The sequence below is a fragment of the Lysobacter antibioticus genome, assembly GCF_000731095.1.
Classification (GTDB): Bacteria; Pseudomonadota; Gammaproteobacteria; order Xanthomonadales; family Xanthomonadaceae; genus Lysobacter; species Lysobacter antibioticus_B.
Genome location: NZ_JMTZ01000045.1, coordinates 1 through 17,369 on the forward strand (window position 1 = coordinate 1; position 17,369 = coordinate 17,369).

Here is a 17,369-nt window from a genome sequence, read left to right on the forward strand (position 1 = left end):
CGCGCCGCTCCTACCCCAAAGCGGCGACCTGCCCAGGTAGGAGCGGCGCGAGCCGCGACCGTGAAATCCATGCGGCCGCGTAAACCAACAGCCCGCGCACAGGCGGGCGGTGGTGTTTGGAGAAACCCGTCGGTCGGCGGGCTTGGGATCAGGCGTCGCGGTTGTGCCGGCGCATCACGCGCTGTTTTTCGCGCGCCCAGTCGCGTTCCTTGCTCGCCTCGCGCTTGTCGTGGCTCTGCTTGCCCTTGGCCAGCGAGATTTCCAGCTTGACCTTGTTGCCTTTCCAGTACATCGCGGTCGGCACGACCGTGTAGCCGTCGCGCTGGACGCGGCCGATCAGGTTGTCGATCTCGTTGCGGTGCAGCAGCAGCTTGCGGGTGCGGCGTTCCTCGGCGACGACGTGGGTCGAGGCGGAGATCAGCGGGCTGATCTGCGCGCCGATCAGGAACATCTCGTCGCGCAGGATGACGGCGTAGCTTTCGGTGATGTTTGCGCGTCCGGCGCGGATGGATTTGAGCTCCCAGCCCTGCAGCGACAGACCGGCCTCGAAGCGTTCTTCGAGGTGGTAATCGTGACGCGCACGCTTATTCAGCGCGATGGTGCCGCCCGCGCTGCCCTTTCCTTTATCCTTGCCGGCCTTGTTGTTCGTAGTTTTAGCCATGAGTGATTGTCCACGATCCGGAGGCGGTTTGAGTAGCCGTGTCCGGTTTTGGATGAAGATCTCCGATCCGGAGGCGGTTTGAGTAGCCGCCGTTTTAGGCGAAGCGCTCCGGTCTGGAGCGGCTGAGCTGCCCCGGTTTGGGATCAAGTTTCACGATCCGCAGACGGCCTAGACGCCCTTACCGGCTTTGGCCCGGATAGGATGTGCTACTGCCGAAGCGGGCCGTCGAAACCGCGGCCTTTCGGACACGTTTTCGACGACCTTGCGGCAACGGCCGTTCCGAGGCCCCCGCTTGAAATCCGCTTTGCGGACCTTATTGCGATAAGCACATGCCTACGATTCGCCGTTCCGCCCTCGTCGAACACTCCGCCGCGCGCATGTTCGCCCTGGTCAACGATGTCGCCGCGTACCCGCGCCGTTTCGACTGGTGCGAGCAGGCGCTGGTGCTCGAAGCCGACGAGGCCCACATGGTGGCGCGGCTCGACCTGGGCCTGGGCGCATTGCGGACCTGGTTCACCACCCACAACAGCTTGTCGCCGCCGCACCACATCGAGCTCAAGCTGGTCGACGGGCCGTTCCGCAAGCTGGGCGGGCGCTGGGAATTCCACGCGCTGGACGAGTCGGCCTGCAAGGTCACCCTGACCCTGGAATTCGAGCCGGCGGTGAAGCTGCTGGGGCCGGCGATGGCGCTGGGCTTCCAGAGCCTGGCCGACCGCATGGTCGACGATTTCGTCCGGGTCGCCGATCGCGGCGCCGAACCGGCGTTGCCGTCGGTGACCGGCCCGAGCCCGGCCTGAGCGGCATCGCAGTGAAGATCGAGCTGGTCCGGGCCTGGCCGCGCCGTTTCGAGGCGCTGAGCCTGGAACTGGCCGACGGCGCCACCGTCGCCGATGCACTCGCCGCGGCCGGGTGGGGCACGGACGCCGAAATCAGCGGCTACGCGGTGTTCGGGGTCAAGGCGGTGGCGGACACGCCGCTGCGCGATGGCGACCGGCTGGAATTGCTGCGGCCTTTGCAGATCGACCCCAAGGAAGCGCGCCGCCGCCGCGCCGCCGAGCGCCCGCTCAAGAAATAAGCGCGCGCAAAACCAACGACGGCCCGGACGCAAGGCGGCCGGACCGGCAGGGGTGACGCTGCAGCGGGAGGCTGCGCGACCGCGAGGCCGCGCGCCGGGGATCAGCGCCGGCGGCGCTTGTCCTTATCCTTGTCCTTGGCCAGGTTGCGGCCGAACTGCTTGACCGAGGCGCGGGCGATCTGCTCGTCCTGCTCGGCGAAGTAATCGCCTTCCCACTTGGTCAGGCTGTCGTTCTCGAACCACAGGGTCAGGTTCTTGCGATCGGTGTGGCCGAGGCGGTCGACGCGCTGGGTCGAGGTGTAGTCCCAGCGGTTCTGGTGGAACGGGTCTTCGATCGACGGGGTGCCCAGCAGCAACTGCACCTGCTGCTTGGTCATGCCGGTCTGGAGCTGGTCGATCGCGGTCTTCTCGAGCAGGTTGCCCTGATAGATCGGCTGCTTGTAGATGATGCCGCAGCCGGCGGTGAGCATGGACAGCGAGAGGACGAGCAGGAGCTTACGCATCGGGTAGGGTTCTGCGGCAGTCGAAGGCAACGGGGCCGATGATACACTGAAGCCCGCACCCACCAAGGGCGGATCACGGCGCGCGGAGACCCCTCGCGTTCATCCGCCATTCCGGCCCAGCCAGCCCCGTCCGCTCCATGCGCAGCCGCCCGCGGCCACGGCCAGCCGGTCAACACCCAGGCACGGCGAACGCCGGCCGAATCGATCTGAAGGGAACACTCATGGAATCGCAGGACCTGCGCAACGTCGGACTCAAGGTCACCCATCCGCGCCTGCGGATCCTGGAGCTGCTGGAGCAATCCAAGCCGCGCCACATGACCGCCGAGGACATCTACCGGATGTTGCTGGAAAAGGGCGAGGACATCGGCCTGGCCACGGTCTACCGCGTGCTGACCCAGTTCGAGTCGGCGGGCCTGGTGCTCAAGCACAACTTCGAGGCCGGCCAGTCGGTGTACGAACTCGACCGCGGCCATCACCACGACCACATGGTCGACATCGACAGCGGCAAGATCATCGAGTTCGAAAGCTCGGAGATCGAAGAGCTGCAGCGCAAGATCGCGGCCAAGCACGGCTACGAGATCGAAGAGCACTCGCTGGTGCTGTACGTGCGCAAGAAGAAGTGAAGGCCGACATGTCCGGCGAGACGATGTTGCCGTGCTCGTGCTGCGGCGAACTCGTCGCGCTGTCGGACATGGAGTACTCCTTCACCTTTCCGGACGCCTACCACGCCCTCGACAACGCCGCGCGTTGCGCGCCGGACACCTTCTGCGACGCGAACTTCTGCGCGATCGGCGGCGGTCAGTTGTTTGTGCGCGGGGTGATTCCGTTGCCGGTCGAAGGCGGCGACGACTACTGCATCGGCGCCTGGGTCGAACTGGCCGAACACGATTGGCGCCTGGCGCGGATGATGTGGGACGAGCCCGGCAACGACCGCGTGCCCGAATTCGCCGGCACCCTGGCCAACCACATCCCGCGCGTCTACGAGTTCAGCACCCTCGGCCTGGAGCTGCGGGTGCAGTTGCACGACGACACCCGGCCGACCTTCCGCCTGGTCGACAGCGGGCATCCGCTCGAAGACGAACAGCGCCAGGGCATCACCCCGCACCGGGCGGCGTTCTTCACCGGGCTGCCGGACCTCGATTGAGGCGGCTATCGATCCAGGATCGAGTCGGCGATCAATCGTGCTTGCTCGATTGATCCAGGGCGAACGAGCTTGCTCGATCGATCCAAGCCCAACGGGCTTGCTTGACCGACCCAGGCCGAAGCCGCTCCGAAGCTGAGCTCGATGTAGGCTCCGAATCCCGAATCCCGAATCCCGAATCCCGAATCCCGAATCCCGACCTCAGACCACGTCGGCCAACAGCCGCTTGGCCGCGGCGCGCACTTCTTTATTGAGTTCGATGCCGCCGAGCATGCGCGCGAGTTCTTCCTCGCGCTGCTTGGCGCCGAGCACCTGCACCGCGCTCTGGGTCACGCCTTCGCTGGCGGCCTTGCTGACGCGGTAGTGGGCGTGGCCCTGGGCCGCGACCTGAGCCAGGTGGGTCACGCACAGCACCTGGCGGCTGGCGCCGAGCGCGCGCAGCTTCTGGCCGACGATCTCGGCCACGGCGCCGCCGATGCCGGAATCGACTTCGTCGAAGACCATGGTCGCGACCGCGTCGAGGCCGAAGGCCGCGACTTCGATCGCCAGCGAGATGCGCGAGAGTTCGCCGCCGGAGGCGACCTTGCGCAGCGGCCGGGCCGGCTGGCCGGGGTTGGCCGCGACCAGGAACTCGACGCGCTCGCCGCCTTGCGGGTCGGGGCGGTCCTCGTCGAGCGGCTCCAGGGCGACGTCGAAACGCCCGCCGCCCATGCCGAGTTCGCCGATCAGCACGCTGGTGGTGTCGGACAGGCTCTTGGCGGCCTTGCGGCGCGCCTCGCCCAGGGTGTCGGCGGCGCGGCGCCACTGTGCGCGCGCGCTCTGGATTTCGCCGTCGAGCACCTGCAGGCGGTCGCCGGCGCTGCGCAATTGGTCGAGTTCGCCGGCCATGCCGTCGCGGGTGGCCGGCAGTTGTTCGGGCGCGACCCGGTGCTTGCGCGCCAGCTCGTGCAGGCGGCCGATCTTGTTTTCGATCTGCTCGAAGGCCGAAGGATCGAGGTCGAGATCGTCGCGGACCCGGTCGAGCAGGGTCAGCGCTTCGTCGATCTGGATCGCGGCGTTGTCGAGCATGGCGTCGACATCGTTCAAGCGCGGCTCGTGCTCGGCGACGCGCTGCAGCTCGCCGCGCACCTGTTGCACCAGGCGGGTCAGCGACGGGCCTTCGTCGCCGCCGAGGCGGGCGAAGGCCGATTCGCAGGCGGCGATGAGGCCGGCGGCATGGGCATGGCGGCGATGGTCGCTGAGCAGCTTGGCCAAGGCCTCGGCTTCGAGCACTTCGCGTTCTAGCTCGGCGTGCTGATGTTCCAGCCAGGCGATGCGGTCGGAGACGTCGCCCTGCGCCGACAGCGTGTCGCGTTCGCGCAGCAGCGCGCTCCACTGTTGCGCCGCGGCTTCGACCACGGCCAACGGCGCGTCGTGGCGGCCGTAAGCGTCGAGCAGGCCGAGCTGGCTGGCGCGCGACATCAGCGCCTGGTGTTCGTGTTGGCCGTGGATCTCGACCAGGCGCCCGGCGAGCTCGCCGAGTTGGCTCAGGGTGACCGGGCGGCCGTTGATCCAGGCGCGCGAACCGCCGTCGGCGCGGATCACCCGGCGGATCTGGCAGACCTGGGCCTCGCCGTCGCCGGTTTCGTCGAGTTCGTTGTCGCGCAGCCAGGCCGCGGCCAGCGGCGCATCGTCGAGGGTGAAGTCGGCGACCAGTTCGGCGCGGTCGGCGCCATGGCGGACCACGCCGCTGTCGGCGCGCAGGCCGGACAGCAGACCGAGGGCATCGACCAGCAGCGACTTACCGGCACCGGTTTCGCCGGAGATCACGGTGAGGCCGGGACCGAAGCTGAGTTCGGCGGCGCTGACGACGGCGAATTGCTTGAGCGAGAGGTGAGCGAGCATGCGGCGGCGATTGTGCCTTGGCGGCGAGAGACTGGGAATGGGCGGCAAGCGGGCCGGAGGGTAGGGCGGATGCGGATCACAGGGTGAGACGAGCGGGGCGAGGCGAGCGGACGCGTACGCCGCCGGCAGTGTGCACGAGGATTCTTACCGATGCGGACGCAGCGCGCAGGGCGGGGCGGCCGATGCGGACCGCCATCGTCGAATCGGACGATGGCGCTTGCGCCGGCCCGCGTCCGCGCCTATATCCACAGCATGAATCGCCGACCGCCCGATCCGAGCCTCGACCCGCGCGCGCGGCAACTGCTGCGCACGCTGATCGGCCGCTACATCCACAGCGGCGAACCGGTCGGATCGCAGACCCTGGCCAAGCATGCCGGCCTCGACGTCAGCGCGGCGACGATCCGCAACATCCTGGCCGACCTGGAAGACGTCGGCCTGCTCAGCGCGCCGCACGCCTCGGCCGGGCGCATCCCGACCGTGCAGGGCTACCGCCTGTTCGTCGACTCGCTGCTGCAGGTGCGGCCGTTGCCGGAAGGCGAGGTCGCGCGCCTGCGCAGCGAGCTGCCGTCGGGCTCGGGCACCCAGGCCTTGCTGGGTAGCGCCTCGGAGCTGTTGTCGGCGATGACCCACTTCGTCGGCGTGGTCAGCGTGCCCAAGCGCGAGCAGTTCGCGTTCCGGCGCATCGATTTCGTGCCGCTCGACGCCCAGCGGGTGCTGGCGATCCTGGTGTTCGCCGACCAGGACGTGCAGAACCGCATCATCCAGACCCGTCGCCCCTACGACGCCGGCGAACTCGAACGGGTCGGCAACTACCTCAACGCACACTTCGCCGGGCGGCCGGTGGCCGAGATCCGCGCCACCTTGCTGATGGATCTGCGCAACGCCCAGTCGGAGATGCAGACCTTGCTGGCGCAGTCGGTCGAGCTGGCCGAGCAGGTGCTCACGCCCGACAACGACGACATGGTCCTGGCCGGGCAGACCCGGCTGATGGGCGTGCAGGAGCTGGCCGACCTGGACCGCCTGCGCGAGCTGTTCGAGGCTTTCGCCCGCAAGCGCGAAATCCTGCAGTTGCTCGAACGCACCGTGCGCGCCCCCGGGGTGCGCATCTTCATCGGCGAGGAGACCGGCCTGGCGCCGTTGGAGGGCGTGTCGCTGGTGACCGCGCCGTATACCGCCGGCGGCCGCGTGCTCGGCGTGCTGGGGGTGATCGGCCCGACCCGCATGGCCTACGACCGGGTGATCCCGGTGGTGCAGGCGGCCGCGGATGCGCTGGGGGATGCGTTCGGCGTCACTGAGGGGGACTGAGGGAGGCCGTCCGGAAGCCCAGAGTAGGAGCGGCGCGAGCCGCGACCAACCGAAGTGGACTGAAACGAGGGGCGATTCCGCCTCCGAAGCCGGTCCAACCGTCCCGCCTATCCCAGTTAGCCGGAGCCCGGGGTAGGAGCGGCGTAAGCCGCGACCGCCATCTCTCCGGTGGGGCCAATCTTTTGGAGACCATCGGCTTCGGGCCGAGCCGGGGTTGATCACCTCAGTGGATCGCGGCTTGCTCCGCTCCTGCCCATAAGCCGGCGCCGCCGGGGTGGGCAATGCCTCCCGAAACCCGCCGCTCGACGCCGATGCCGGGCGATCGATGCAGATCCGGGCACTTGAACCGCACCATCGCGGCCCCATAGCTGGCCTGTCGCGGAAAAACCGCCAGGACCCAGGCATGAACCAACACGATCCTTATTCCGAACTCAACCCGGCGGCCCAGGACGAGGTCCCGGGCTCCTCCGAGGCGTCCGAAGTCGAGGCGCTGCGCGCCGAGCTCAGCAAGCTGCGCGAAGACACGCTGCGCGAACGCGCCGAACTCGACAACCAGCGCAAGCGCGTGTCGCGCGACGTCGAGATGGCGCGCAAGTTCGCCAACGAGCGCCTGCTCGGCGACCTGCTGCCGGTGATCGACAGCCTCGAGGCCGGCCTGGCCGTGGCCGGCGACGACGCCAGCGCCCTGCGCCAGGGCATGGAACTGACCCTGCGCCAGCTGCTCAAGGTCGCCGGCGACAACGGCCTGGTCGCGGTCGACCCGGCCGGCCAGCCGTTCAATCCCGAGCATCACCAGGCCATGAGCATGGTGCCGGCGCCGGGTGTGGCGCCGAACCACGTGGTCCAGGTCTACCAGAAGGGCTGGCTGCTCAACGAGCGCCTGCTGCGTCCGGCGCTGGTGGTGGTCGCCCAGGACGCCTGAACGATCCCGGGACGGTCCCGGCCGCGGCTCGCCGCGGTCGCGAAACCGAAGCGGGGGGCGGCGCGAGCCGCGAACGGACGTTCTGGGAAGGGCCGGGACGGACGTCACGAGGGCGGGGCACGGGCGCTTGAACTGCCCGGCACCTAGCCCCAAATAACGAACATCGGCGGCACGGCGCACAGCGCGGACCGCCCCAACTATTCAAGCATTCGAGAGGGAGCACTACGTATGGGCAAGATCATCGGCATCGACCTGGGCACCACCAATTCCTGCGTCGCAGTGATGGAAGGCGGCAAGGCCAAGGTCATCGAGAATTCCGAGGGCGACCGCACCACGCCGTCGATCGTCGCGTTCACCAAGGACGGCGAAGTTCTGGTCGGCGCCTCGGCCAAGCGCCAGGCGGTCACCAATCCCAAGAACACCTTCTATGCGGTCAAGCGCCTGATCGGCCGCAAGTTCAGCGACGCCGAAGTGCAGAAGGACATCGGCCTGGTGCCCTACAACATCGTCGCGCACGACAACGGCGATGCCTGGGTCGCGACCCTCGACGACAAGAAGATGGCGCCGCAGCAGATCTCGGCCGAAGTGCTGGGCAAGATGAAGAAGACCGCCGAAGCCTACCTGGGCGAGCCGGTCACCGAAGCGGTCATCACCGTGCCGGCCTACTTCAACGACAGCCAGCGCCAGGCGACCAAGGACGCCGGCAAGATCGCCGGCCTGGAAGTCAAGCGCATCATCAACGAGCCGACCGCGGCGGCGTTGGCCTACGGCATGGACAAGAAGGGCGGCGATCGCAAGATCGCGGTCTACGACCTCGGCGGCGGCACCTTCGACGTGTCGATCATCGAGATCGCTTCGGTCGACGGCGAGATGCAGGTCGAAGTGCTGTCGACCAACGGCGACACCTTCCTCGGCGGCGAAGACTTCGACAAGCGCGTCATCGACTACTTGGTCGAAGAGTTCCAGAAGGACCAGGGCATCGACCTGCGCAAGGATCCGCTGGCGCTGCAGCGCCTGAAGGATGCGGCCGAGCGCGCCAAGATCGAGCTGTCGTCCTCGCAGCAGACCGAAGTCAACCTGCCGTACGTGACCGCCGACGCCTCGGGTCCGAAGCACCTCAACATCAAGCTGACCCGCGCCAAGCTGGAGTCGCTGGTCGAGGACCTGGTCAAGAAGACCATCGAACCCTGCCGCATCGCCCTCAACGACGCCGGCCTGCGCGCCAGCGACGTGGCCGAAGTGATCCTGGTCGGCGGTCAGACCCGCATGCCCAAGGTCAGCCAGGCGGTGGCCGAGTTCTTCGGCAAGGAACCGCGCAAGGACGTCAACCCGGACGAAGCGGTTGCTGTGGGTGCGGCCATCCAGGGCGGCGTGCTGGCCGGCGACGTCAAGGACGTGCTGCTGCTCGACGTGACCCCGCTGTCGCTCGGCATCGAGACCCTGGGCGGCGTGTTCACCAAGATCATCGAGAAGAACACCACGGTGCCGACCAAGGCCTCGCAGACCTTCTCGACCGCCGAGGACAACCAGTCCGCGGTGACCGTGCACGTGTTGCAGGGCGAGCGCGAACAGGCCCGCTTCAACAAGTCGCTGGCCCGCTTCGACCTGTCCGGCATCGAACCCTCGCCGCGCGGCATGCCGCAGGTCGAGGTGTCGTTCGACATCGACGCCAACGGCATCCTGCACGTCAGCGCCAAGGACAAGAAGACCAACAAGGAGCAGAAGGTCGAGATCAAGGCCGGCTCGGGTCTGTCCGAGGAAGAGATCGCCAAGATGGTCGCCGACGCCGAAGCCAACCGCGAGGAAGACCAGAAGTTCCACGAGCTGGTGCAGGCGCGCAACCACGCCGACGGCCTGATCCACATGGCCCGCAGCACGATCAAGGAGCACGGCGAGAAGTTGCCGGGCGACCAGATCGGCCGCGCCGAGGCGGCCATCGCCGACCTCGAAACGGCGATGAAGGGCGACGACAAGGGCCAGATCGAGGCCAAGTCGAAGGCGCTGGAAGAAGCCGCGCAATCGCTGTTCGCCGCGGCCCAGGCCGCGCAGCCGGACGCCGGCGGCGCCGCCGAAACCGGTTCGGCCAAGTCCGAGGACGTGGTCGACGCGGAATTCACCGAAGTGAAGGACGAAGACAAGAAGTAAGCCGGGAATCGGGAATGGGGAATCGGGAATGGGCTTTCGCCATCGCGGCGATTTGCGTCCAAAGGCCCGGTTCCCCGTTCTCGTATCCGCAACGCGGCAGTGGCCGATGCGTTGGTGTTTCGATCGTCGTCCCGGCGCAGGCGGGGACCCAGGGCTTCAGCGGGGTATGGTGCTGAAGTCTCTGGATGTTCGGCTGCCGCTGAAGAGCGGCAGAGCCCGCCTTCGCGGGAATGACGGCCGAAAGGTTCACACCCTCGCAGCGGCCACCGCTTTTGATTTGACGATTCCCGATTCTCGACTCCCGATTCCCAGCCCATGAGCAAACGCGACTATTACGAAGTGCTGGGCGTTGCGCGCAACGCCGGCGACGACGACCTCAAGAAGGCTTATCGCCGCTGCGCGATGAAACACCATCCGGACCGTAATCCGGGCGACGCGGCCGCCGAGGCCGCGTTCAAGGAATGCAAGGAGGCCTACGAGGTCCTGGCCGACGCCAACAAGCGCCGCGCCTACGACCAACACGGCCATGCCGCGTTCGAACACGGCATGGGCGGCGGAGGCGGCGGCCCCGGCTACGCCGATATGGGCGACATTTTCGGCGACATTTTCGGCAACATCTTCGGTGGCGGCGGAGGCGGCGGTTCGCGCGCGCCGCGTCGCGGCGCCGACATCGGCTACGTGATGGAGCTGTCGCTGGAAGAGGCGGTCGGCGGGATCGAGAAACAAATCGAAATCCCGACCCTCGACGCCTGCGACACCTGCGAAGGCAGCGGTTCGGCCGACGGCAAGGTCGAGAACTGCACGACCTGCGGCGGCCGCGGCCAGGTGCGTTTCCAGCGCGGCATCTTCTCGATGCAGCAGACCTGCCCGCATTGCAACGGCCGCGGCCAGAGCATCGCGAACCCCTGCGGCGACTGTCACGGGCAAGGCCGGGTCGAACGCACCAAGACCCTGTCGGTGAAGATTCCGGCCGGCGTCGACAACGGCGACCGCATCCGCCTGACCGGCGAAGGCGAGGCCGGCCCGACCGGTTCGCCGCCGGGCGACCTGTACGTGGAAGTGCGCGTGCGCGAGCACGAGATCTTCCAGCGCGACGGCGACGACCTGCATTGCGAAGTGCCGATCCGTATCTCGCAGGCCGCGCTGGGCGACACCATCCGGGTGCCGACGCTCGGTGGCGAAGTGGAGCTGCGCATTCCGGGCGAAACCCAGAGCGGCAAGCTGTTCCGTCTGCGCGACAAGGGCGTCAAGTCGGTGCGCAGCCGCAAGCCGGGCGATCTGTACTGTCGCGCCGTGGTCGAGACGCCGGTCAATCTGACCCCCGAGCAGCGCGAGCTGCTGGAGAAGTTCGAGGCTACGTTCGTGGGTGAGGGGGCGCGAAAGCACTCGCCACGGTCCTCCACCTTTCTCGACGGGGTCAAAGGGTTCTGGGACCGCATGACGTCCTGAATCGCGTCGTATCGAATGTGCGTTACGGAAAGGGGCTGCGGCCCCTTTTTCGTGGGCGCCGTTGTGCAGTGGTGGTCGGCGCGTGAGCTATCGAGGCTTTTTTGTTGTATCCGTGACGGTTCCGCAGCGTCGGGTGGTTCGCGGTCGCGGCTTGCGCCGCTCCTACCCCGAAAGCGGCGAATGCAAAGGGTAGGAGCGGCGTCCCACGGGGATTTCCTTCGGTCACAAGCCGCGACCGCGGGGCTCCCGTCGCAGCGTCGTTTGCATCTGTCCGCACATAGCCAACGCGGCACATTGCTAGCGGAGAAAGATCAGGCCGGGTCGACCGCGCGCGCCTGCGCAATCGGCCGCGCCGCGTCGCGCAACAAAACGCCGACCGATGTGGTAGAACGTTGCCGCGCTGATCGGCGCGGCGGGATGCCGCGGGCAACCGCCTCTCATACGGAATCAGGGGTAGAAAGGATGCGAATGATTACGCTGCGGCTGTCGGCCGCGATCTGTTTCGTGCTGGGCGCCGGCGTCGCCGCGGCGCAGACCGCGCCGTCCGCCGAGCAGGCCAAAGCGCCGGCCGGGACCGCGAAGGCCGCCAGCGCCAAATCGGCCAAGGACGAGCCGCTGCGCAACGAGCGCCTGCACCTGACCTATACGGTCCAGCCGGACGGCGCCTATATCGAACAGCGCGAATCGGCGATTAAAGTGCTGCAGGAGGCCGCGCTCGAATACGTCAAGCACGAATCGGTCAGCTACAGCGCCAGCATCCAGACGCTGGACATCCTCGAGGCCTACACGCGCAAGGCCGATGGCCGCCGGGTCGATGTGCCGAAGTCGAATTTCCAGGTCGAGACCAACGACGGCCGCGAGGGCGGCGGCCCGGCGTTCTCCGACATCGCCACCACCAGCCTGGTGTATCCGGACCTGGCGGTCGGCGATACGGTCGTGCTCAGCTACAAGCTGACCGGCAAGAAGCCGATGTTCGAAGGCCATTTCTCCGACATCACCGGCTTCAACAGCGACAACTATCAGGGCGATATGCGCATCAAGATCGACGCGCCCGCCGGCATGTGGACCCAGAAGCGCAGCTTCGGCGCGCTCAAGCAGGTGCGCGACGAGACCGTCGGCGATCGCCAGATCGTCGAATGGTCTTTCCAGAACCTCAACCCCGTCGAAAGCAAGGACAAGAACCGCACGATCTACGATATCGAGCAGTCCACCGGCTACGCCTATTCGACCTTCCGCACTTACGGCGACATCGCCAAGGCCTACGGCGAACGCGCGCTGCCCAAGGCGGTGCCGACGCCGCGGGTGCGCAAGCTCGCCGACGAGATCGCCGCCGGCAAGAGTTCGCAGCGCGACGTCGCCCAGGCCTTGTACGAGTGGGTGTCGACCAATATCAACTACGCCGGCAACTGCATCGGCCTGGGCGCGGTGGTGCCGCGCGATCAGGAGTTCGTGATCGACAACCGCATCGGCGACTGCAAGGACCATGCGACCCTGCTGCAGGCGCTGTTGGCGGCCAAGGGCATCGAGGCGACCCAGGCGCTGATCAACGCCGGCAACGTCTACAAGCTGCCGAGCGTGCCGGTCGCGTCCAGCGTCAACCACGTCCTGAACTATCTGCCGGGCCTGGACCTGTACGTCGACGCCACGGCCAAGGGCATCCCGTTCGGCGAATTGCCGATCTCGATCGCCGGCAAGCCGGTGTTGCGCATCGACCGGCCCGAACTGGCGGCCAAGACGCCCGGCTTCAAGGCCCTGAGCAATCGCCAGCGCGTCAGCACCCAGATCAGCGTGCTCGAAGACGGTTCGATGAAGGGCAAGGTAGAGGTCGAGCTGGCCGGCGTGCCCGCGATCGCGACCCGGGCCGGGTTGAAGGACCTCAGCGACGCGGACGCCAAGGAACTGGTCAAGAAGGTGTTCGAGCGCAGCGGCCTCAGCGCCGAAGGGGTGTTCACCCAGGACGATCCCAAGCCGCTGCGCAACGCACATCGCTACAGCGCGACCTTCGATGTCAAACAGGCATTGCCGGTGCCGGGCGCGTTCCCGCTCGGCCCGGTTTTCTTCAATCCGATGCCGGTCGCGTCGCTGGTCGGCAGCGGTACCGAGGAAGCCCGCGATGAGGCCGAGAGCACTTGCACCGGTGGGCGCTCGGAGGAGATCTACCGCATCGAGTTTCCGGCGACGATGAAGGTCATTGCGGTCCCTCCGAATCTCAGCCTGGAGTCGGGCGGTTCGCGTTATGTCGCGACTTATACGCTCAAGGGCAATGTGCTCGAGGCCAGCCGAGTGATCGAGGACGCAACGGTGGGGCCGGTGTGCAGCAGCGAATACAGCCGGGCCTACGATGCGTTCACGAAGAAGGTGTTGCCGAACCTGAAGGCCCAGGTGGTTTATCAATAACCCCGGCCGCCCGCCCGGAGCGGCCGAATGCGGCCGAACCGGCGAAGGAACCGTCGCGGCGGGAATGCCGCGACGAGTTCCGCCAGGCGATTCGATCGAACGGTTTAGCTTGTCGCCGGGGGCGCGCAGCCGCTAGCCTGCGCGCATGAGCGAACACACCAAATCCCCGGTCCGTCTCCTGATCCACGGCGCCTCCGGGCGCATGGGCCAGGCCCTGTTGCGTCTGGCCGCCGAGCGAGCGGACTTGAGCGTGGTCGCGGCGTACTCGCGTTCGCAGCCGCCGCAGCGGGTCATCGACGGGGTGCCGCATTTCGCCGTCGGCGAGTTGTCGGGGGCGCCGGAGTTCGACGTCGCCATCGATTTCAGCCTGCCGCAGGGCTTCGACCCGGTGCTGGCCTTGTGCGCCGCACGCGGCAAGGCGCTGGTGTCGGGCACCACCGGGCTCAGTTCGGTGCAGAACGCAGCGATCAACGACGCCGCCAACGGCATCGCCGTGGTCTGGGCGGCGAACTACAGCCTCGGCGTAGCGGTGCTGACCGAGCTGGTGCGCCGCGCCGCCGCAGCCTTGCCGGGCTGGGACTGCGACGTGGTCGAGGCCCATCACACCCGCAAGCTCGATGCGCCTTCCGGCACCGCCTTGCACCTCGGTGCCGCCGCGGCGATCGGCCGCGGCGAAGAGCCGCATTACGCCAGCCTGCGCGCCGGCGACATCGTCGGCGAGCACACGGTCCAGTTCGCCGCGGCCGGCGAGCGCCTGGAGTTGATCCACCGCGCCACCAATCGCGACATCTTCGCTCGCGGCGCGCTCGAAGCCGCACTGCGCGTCGCCCACCAGGCGCCGGGGCGCTACGGGCTGGCCGAGCTGATGTTTCCGAATCTGTGATCGCCGGCGCGAACGGCAGCGTGCGCGGGCACGCCTGAGCCGAGCCGGGCGTTCGCGCTTGGGCCAGATTGAGACCGCCGCGACCTGCGGCGCCCACTCTGGAGAGAGAGACCCATGCCTAACCACCGGATGTTCGCGGCCACCGCGGCGTTGTCGTTGTTTGCATCGCCAGCGCTGGCTCAACAAGCGTTGGCCCAACAGGCCCCCGAACCGGGCGCGACCGAGACGGTCGTGGCCACCGCGAACGGTTACAGCCGCCAGCCGCTGATCAAGATCCAGGACGCTCAGGGCTTCGTCCGCGACGGCCTGCGCTGCGGTGCGCCGCAATCGACCCCGCAACGCCGCCAACAGGTCGAAAGCCGCCTGCGGCAGTTCCGCCAATCCTCGCCGGTGCGCTTCGGCGCCAGCGTGGCCGTCGCGGCCAGCAAGACCGTGCCGGTCTGGTTCCATGTGGTCACCCGCACCGACAACACCGGCAACGTCACCGATGCGCGCATCCAGCAGCAGATGCAGGTGCTCAACGCGGCCTACGCCGGGCGCGGTTTCCAGTTCACCCTGGCCGGCGTCACCCGCACCAAGAACAACAGCTGGTACGGCAACTGCCTCAGCAACGAGATGAAGATGAAGAACGCGCTGGCGGTGAACCCGGCGCGCAATCTGAACATCTACACCTGCACCCCGGGCAGCTACCTGGGCTATGCCTACGTGCCCGACACCTATCCCGAAGCGTCCAAGCGCCACGGCGTGGTGGCCCTGCATTCCTCGCTGCCGGGCGGCGCCTCGACCAACTACAACGAAGGCGACACGGTGACCCACGAGGTCGGCCATCACCTCGGCCTGGAGCACACCTTCGAGAACGGTTGCAGCGCGCCCGGCGACTACATCGCCGACACCCCGCCGCAGGCCAGCCCGACCTCGGGCTGCCCGGTCGGCCGCGACAGCTGCGCCGGCGGCGGGCTGGACCCGATCCGCAACTTCATGGACTACAGCTACGACTCGTGCATGAACACGTTTTCGGACGACCAAAGCATCCGCATGCAGGACATGACCGCGACCTACAAGCCGTCGCTGGGAACCTGAGCCCGGGCAGCGCGGCGGCCTCGAGGCCGTCGCGCCAGCCTCGGACAGGCCTGCCGGGGCCGGCGGAGCGGGGCGCCCAGGCTTTGTTCAGGCAGTTGCATAGGGTTGGAAGCGCTGCAATCGCGATAAATCAGCGGCGAATGTGTCGTGCCGGCACTGCCTGAACGGGCCTGGCCGCTGCGATCGGGGCAAATTTTAGCTGGCTTCCGGAGCTCATCGCCGCTAGAATTCCGGCTCGCCTGAATCCCGAACGCCGGACCGGTCCCGCACCGCGTCCGCGCTTTGCTGCAAGTCGGTTTTGCCGATGTCGCGCACGGGATCAGATCCTTCGGCAGCCAAGGCGACCCCCGTGACTCAACCCGCAATCCTCGCCCTCGAAGACGGTACCGTATTCGAGGGCGTTTCCGTAGGCGCGCCCGGCCTCAGCGTCGGCGAAGTCGTATTCAATACCGCGATCACCGGCTACCAGGAAATCCTCACCGATCCCTCGTACGCCCGCCAGTTGGTCACCTTGACCTATCCGCACGTCGGCAACACCGGCTGCACCGACCAGGACGACGAAGCGCGCCAGGTCTGGGCTTCGGGCCTGATCGTCCGCGACGTGCCGCGCCGTCCCAGCAACTGGCGCAGCCAGGTCGCGCTGCCGCAGTGGCTCAGCGAGCGCGGCGTGGTCGCCATTTCCGATATCGACACGCGCAAGCTGACCCGCTTGCTGCGCGACACCGGCGCCCAGAACGGCGCGCTGATGGCCGGAGAGATCGATGTGGCCAAGGCGCTCGAAGCCGCGCGCAAGTTCCCCGGCCTCAAGGGCATGGACCTGGCCAAGGAAGTCTGCACGCGCGAACGCTACGAGTGGACCGACGGCCAGCTCGACCTGGACCGCAACGCCTTCGTCAACGTCGAGCCGCGCTTCCATGTCGTCGCTTACGACTTCGGCGTCAAGCTCAACATCCTGCGCATGCTCGCCGAGCGCGGCTGCCGCGTCACCGTGGTGCCGGCGCAGACCCCGGCCGCCGAGGCGCTGGCGCTGAATCCGGACGGCGTGTTCCTGTCCAACGGCCCCGGCGACCCGGAGCCCTGCGACTACGCGATCGCCGCGATCAAGGAATTCGTCGCCAAGAAGATCCCGACCTTCGGCATCTGCCTGGGCCACCAGTTGCTCGGCCTGGCTTCGGGCGCGAAGACCCTGAAGATGAAGTTCGGCCACCACGGCGCCAACCATCCGGTCCAGGACCTCGATTCGGGCCGGGTGATGATCACCTCGCAGAACCACGGCTTCGCCGTCGACGAGGCCTCGTTGCCGGCCAATGTGCGCGTGACCCACCGCTCGCTGTTCGACGGCAGCAACCAGGGCATCGCCCTGACCGACGCGCCGGCCTTCAGCTTCCAGGGCCATCCGGAAGCCAGCCCGGGCCCGCACGATGTATCGCCCTTGTTCGACCGCTTCGTTTCCATGCTCGAGCAGGCCAAGGCCTGATGAGCGCAGCGCCGGCCCAGCCGCCGCGCCGACGCCGCTGGCGTCTGCGTGCGTTGGCGGTGCTGGCCGCGCTCGCCGCGTATCCCGCTTTCGTGATGATCGCGGTGTACGCGCAGTGGTTCGCCGCAGCGCTGCCGGGCGGACGCAACGGCCCGGCCGATGCGTACCGCCATAGCCTCGCCAGCGCGATCGTCGCTTACACCTTGTCGCCGCGCTGCGTCGATTGGGTGACCGCGGTGATGGAGCGGGGCGGCCAAGGCAACCCGAGCCGGGCGATGGATGCCCACAACAACCGGATCGGCGCGCGCCTCGGCGCCGCCGCCCCGACCTGGACCGCGATGCAGCGCGAAGTTCGCGCCGCGGTCGACCATGGGGCGATCGATGCACGATCGCCCGAGCAGATCACCTGGCGCGCGCCCGACGCGTGGCAGGACCGACTTTACTGAG

Annotated in this window: 16 protein-coding genes; 13 read left to right on the forward strand and 3 right to left on the reverse strand. The window is 67.7% G+C overall.

The genetic code is table 11. The features are described from left to right. Positions 1 to 148: 148 nt before the first annotated feature. Positions 149 to 661: an SsrA-binding protein SmpB gene (gene smpB / locus EX88_RS0114520; protein WP_031372713.1), complete on the reverse strand. Its 513-nt coding sequence runs from the start codon at positions 659 to 661 to the stop codon at positions 149 to 151. Positions 662 to 990: 329 nt separating this feature from the next. On the opposite strand from smpB, the gene EX88_RS0114525 reads away from it, so the two are divergent. Together EX88_RS0114525 and EX88_RS0114530 are read left to right on the forward strand one after the other, a co-directional pair. Then, positions 991 to 1,458, forward strand: a complete 468-nt coding sequence (locus tag EX88_RS0114525; RefSeq protein ID WP_031372714.1) for a type II toxin-antitoxin system RatA family toxin — start codon at positions 991 to 993, stop codon at positions 1,456 to 1,458. 11 nt (positions 1,459 to 1,469) lie between these two features. Then, on the forward strand, positions 1,470 to 1,736 hold the full coding sequence (locus EX88_RS0114530; protein ID WP_031372715.1) for an RnfH family protein: 267 nt from the start codon (positions 1,470 to 1,472) through the stop codon (positions 1,734 to 1,736). Between the two features lie 101 nt (positions 1,737 to 1,837). Here EX88_RS0114530 and EX88_RS0114535 read toward each other — a convergent pair whose 3' ends face one another. After that, positions 1,838 to 2,239 (reverse strand): outer membrane protein assembly factor BamE, encoded by a 402-nt coding sequence (locus EX88_RS0114535; RefSeq protein WP_031372716.1) that lies wholly within the window; start codon positions 2,237 to 2,239, stop codon positions 1,838 to 1,840. Between the two features lie 221 nt (positions 2,240 to 2,460). Between EX88_RS0114535 and fur the strand changes: the two genes are divergently transcribed. Next, complete coding sequence (fur, locus tag EX88_RS0114540) at positions 2,461 to 2,862, forward strand: ferric iron uptake transcriptional regulator (RefSeq protein WP_031372717.1); 402 nt, start codon at positions 2,461 to 2,463, stop codon at positions 2,860 to 2,862. An 8-nt stretch (positions 2,863 to 2,870) separates the two neighbouring features. Further along, on the forward strand, positions 2,871 to 3,383 hold the full coding sequence (locus EX88_RS0114545; protein WP_152566281.1) for a DUF2199 domain-containing protein: 513 nt from the start codon (positions 2,871 to 2,873) through the stop codon (positions 3,381 to 3,383). A gap of 198 nt (positions 3,384 to 3,581) precedes the next feature. Here EX88_RS0114545 and recN read toward each other — a convergent pair whose 3' ends face one another. Next, entirely contained in the window at positions 3,582 to 5,264 is a 1,683-nt protein-coding gene (gene recN, locus EX88_RS0114550; protein WP_031372719.1) for a DNA repair protein RecN, read from the reverse strand. Between the two features lie 252 nt (positions 5,265 to 5,516). Between recN and hrcA the strand changes: the two genes are divergently transcribed. The 9 genes from hrcA to EX88_RS0114595 all read left to right on the forward strand — a co-directional run bounded on the left by hrcA (position 5,517) and on the right by EX88_RS0114595 (position 17,368). Next, positions 5,517 to 6,569 (forward strand): heat-inducible transcriptional repressor HrcA, encoded by a 1,053-nt coding sequence (gene hrcA / locus EX88_RS0114555; protein ID WP_031372720.1) that lies wholly within the window; start codon positions 5,517 to 5,519, stop codon positions 6,567 to 6,569. A 403-nt stretch (positions 6,570 to 6,972) separates the two neighbouring features. Next, a complete protein-coding gene (gene grpE / locus EX88_RS0114560) occupies positions 6,973 to 7,491 on the forward strand; it encodes a nucleotide exchange factor GrpE (RefSeq protein WP_031372721.1) in 519 nt (172 codons plus the stop codon). 228 nt (positions 7,492 to 7,719) lie between these two features. Then, positions 7,720 to 9,636 carry a molecular chaperone DnaK gene (gene dnaK, locus EX88_RS0114565; protein ID WP_031372722.1) on the forward strand — a complete coding sequence of 639 codons (1,917 nt, stop codon included), beginning with the start codon at positions 7,720 to 7,722 and terminating at the stop codon, positions 9,634 to 9,636. 315 nt (positions 9,637 to 9,951) lie between these two features. Further along, complete coding sequence (gene dnaJ / locus EX88_RS0114570) at positions 9,952 to 11,085, forward strand: molecular chaperone DnaJ (protein ID WP_031372723.1); 1,134 nt, start codon at positions 9,952 to 9,954, stop codon at positions 11,083 to 11,085. Between the two features lie 468 nt (positions 11,086 to 11,553). Next, a complete protein-coding gene (locus EX88_RS0114575; protein ID WP_031372724.1) occupies positions 11,554 to 13,482 on the forward strand; it encodes a DUF3857 domain-containing transglutaminase family protein in 1,929 nt (642 codons plus the stop codon). 145 nt (positions 13,483 to 13,627) lie between these two features. Beyond that, positions 13,628 to 14,365 carry a 4-hydroxy-tetrahydrodipicolinate reductase gene (gene dapB / locus EX88_RS0114580; RefSeq protein ID WP_031372725.1) on the forward strand — a complete coding sequence of 246 codons (738 nt, stop codon included), beginning with the start codon at positions 13,628 to 13,630 and terminating at the stop codon, positions 14,363 to 14,365. Positions 14,366 to 14,479: 114 nt separating this feature from the next. Continuing rightward, a complete protein-coding gene (locus EX88_RS0114585) occupies positions 14,480 to 15,445 on the forward strand; it encodes a zinc metalloprotease (RefSeq protein WP_081931015.1) in 966 nt (321 codons plus the stop codon). 349 nt (positions 15,446 to 15,794) lie between these two features. After that, positions 15,795 to 16,922: a glutamine-hydrolyzing carbamoyl-phosphate synthase small subunit gene (gene carA, locus EX88_RS0114590; RefSeq protein ID WP_031372727.1), complete on the forward strand. Its 1,128-nt coding sequence runs from the start codon at positions 15,795 to 15,797 to the stop codon at positions 16,920 to 16,922. Next, positions 16,922 to 17,368: a DUF6973 domain-containing protein gene (locus EX88_RS0114595; RefSeq protein WP_031372728.1), complete on the forward strand. Its 447-nt coding sequence runs from the start codon at positions 16,922 to 16,924 to the stop codon at positions 17,366 to 17,368. The genes carA and EX88_RS0114595 overlap by 1 nt, the downstream gene beginning before the upstream one ends. The last annotated feature ends 1 nt before the right edge of the window (position 17,369 follow it).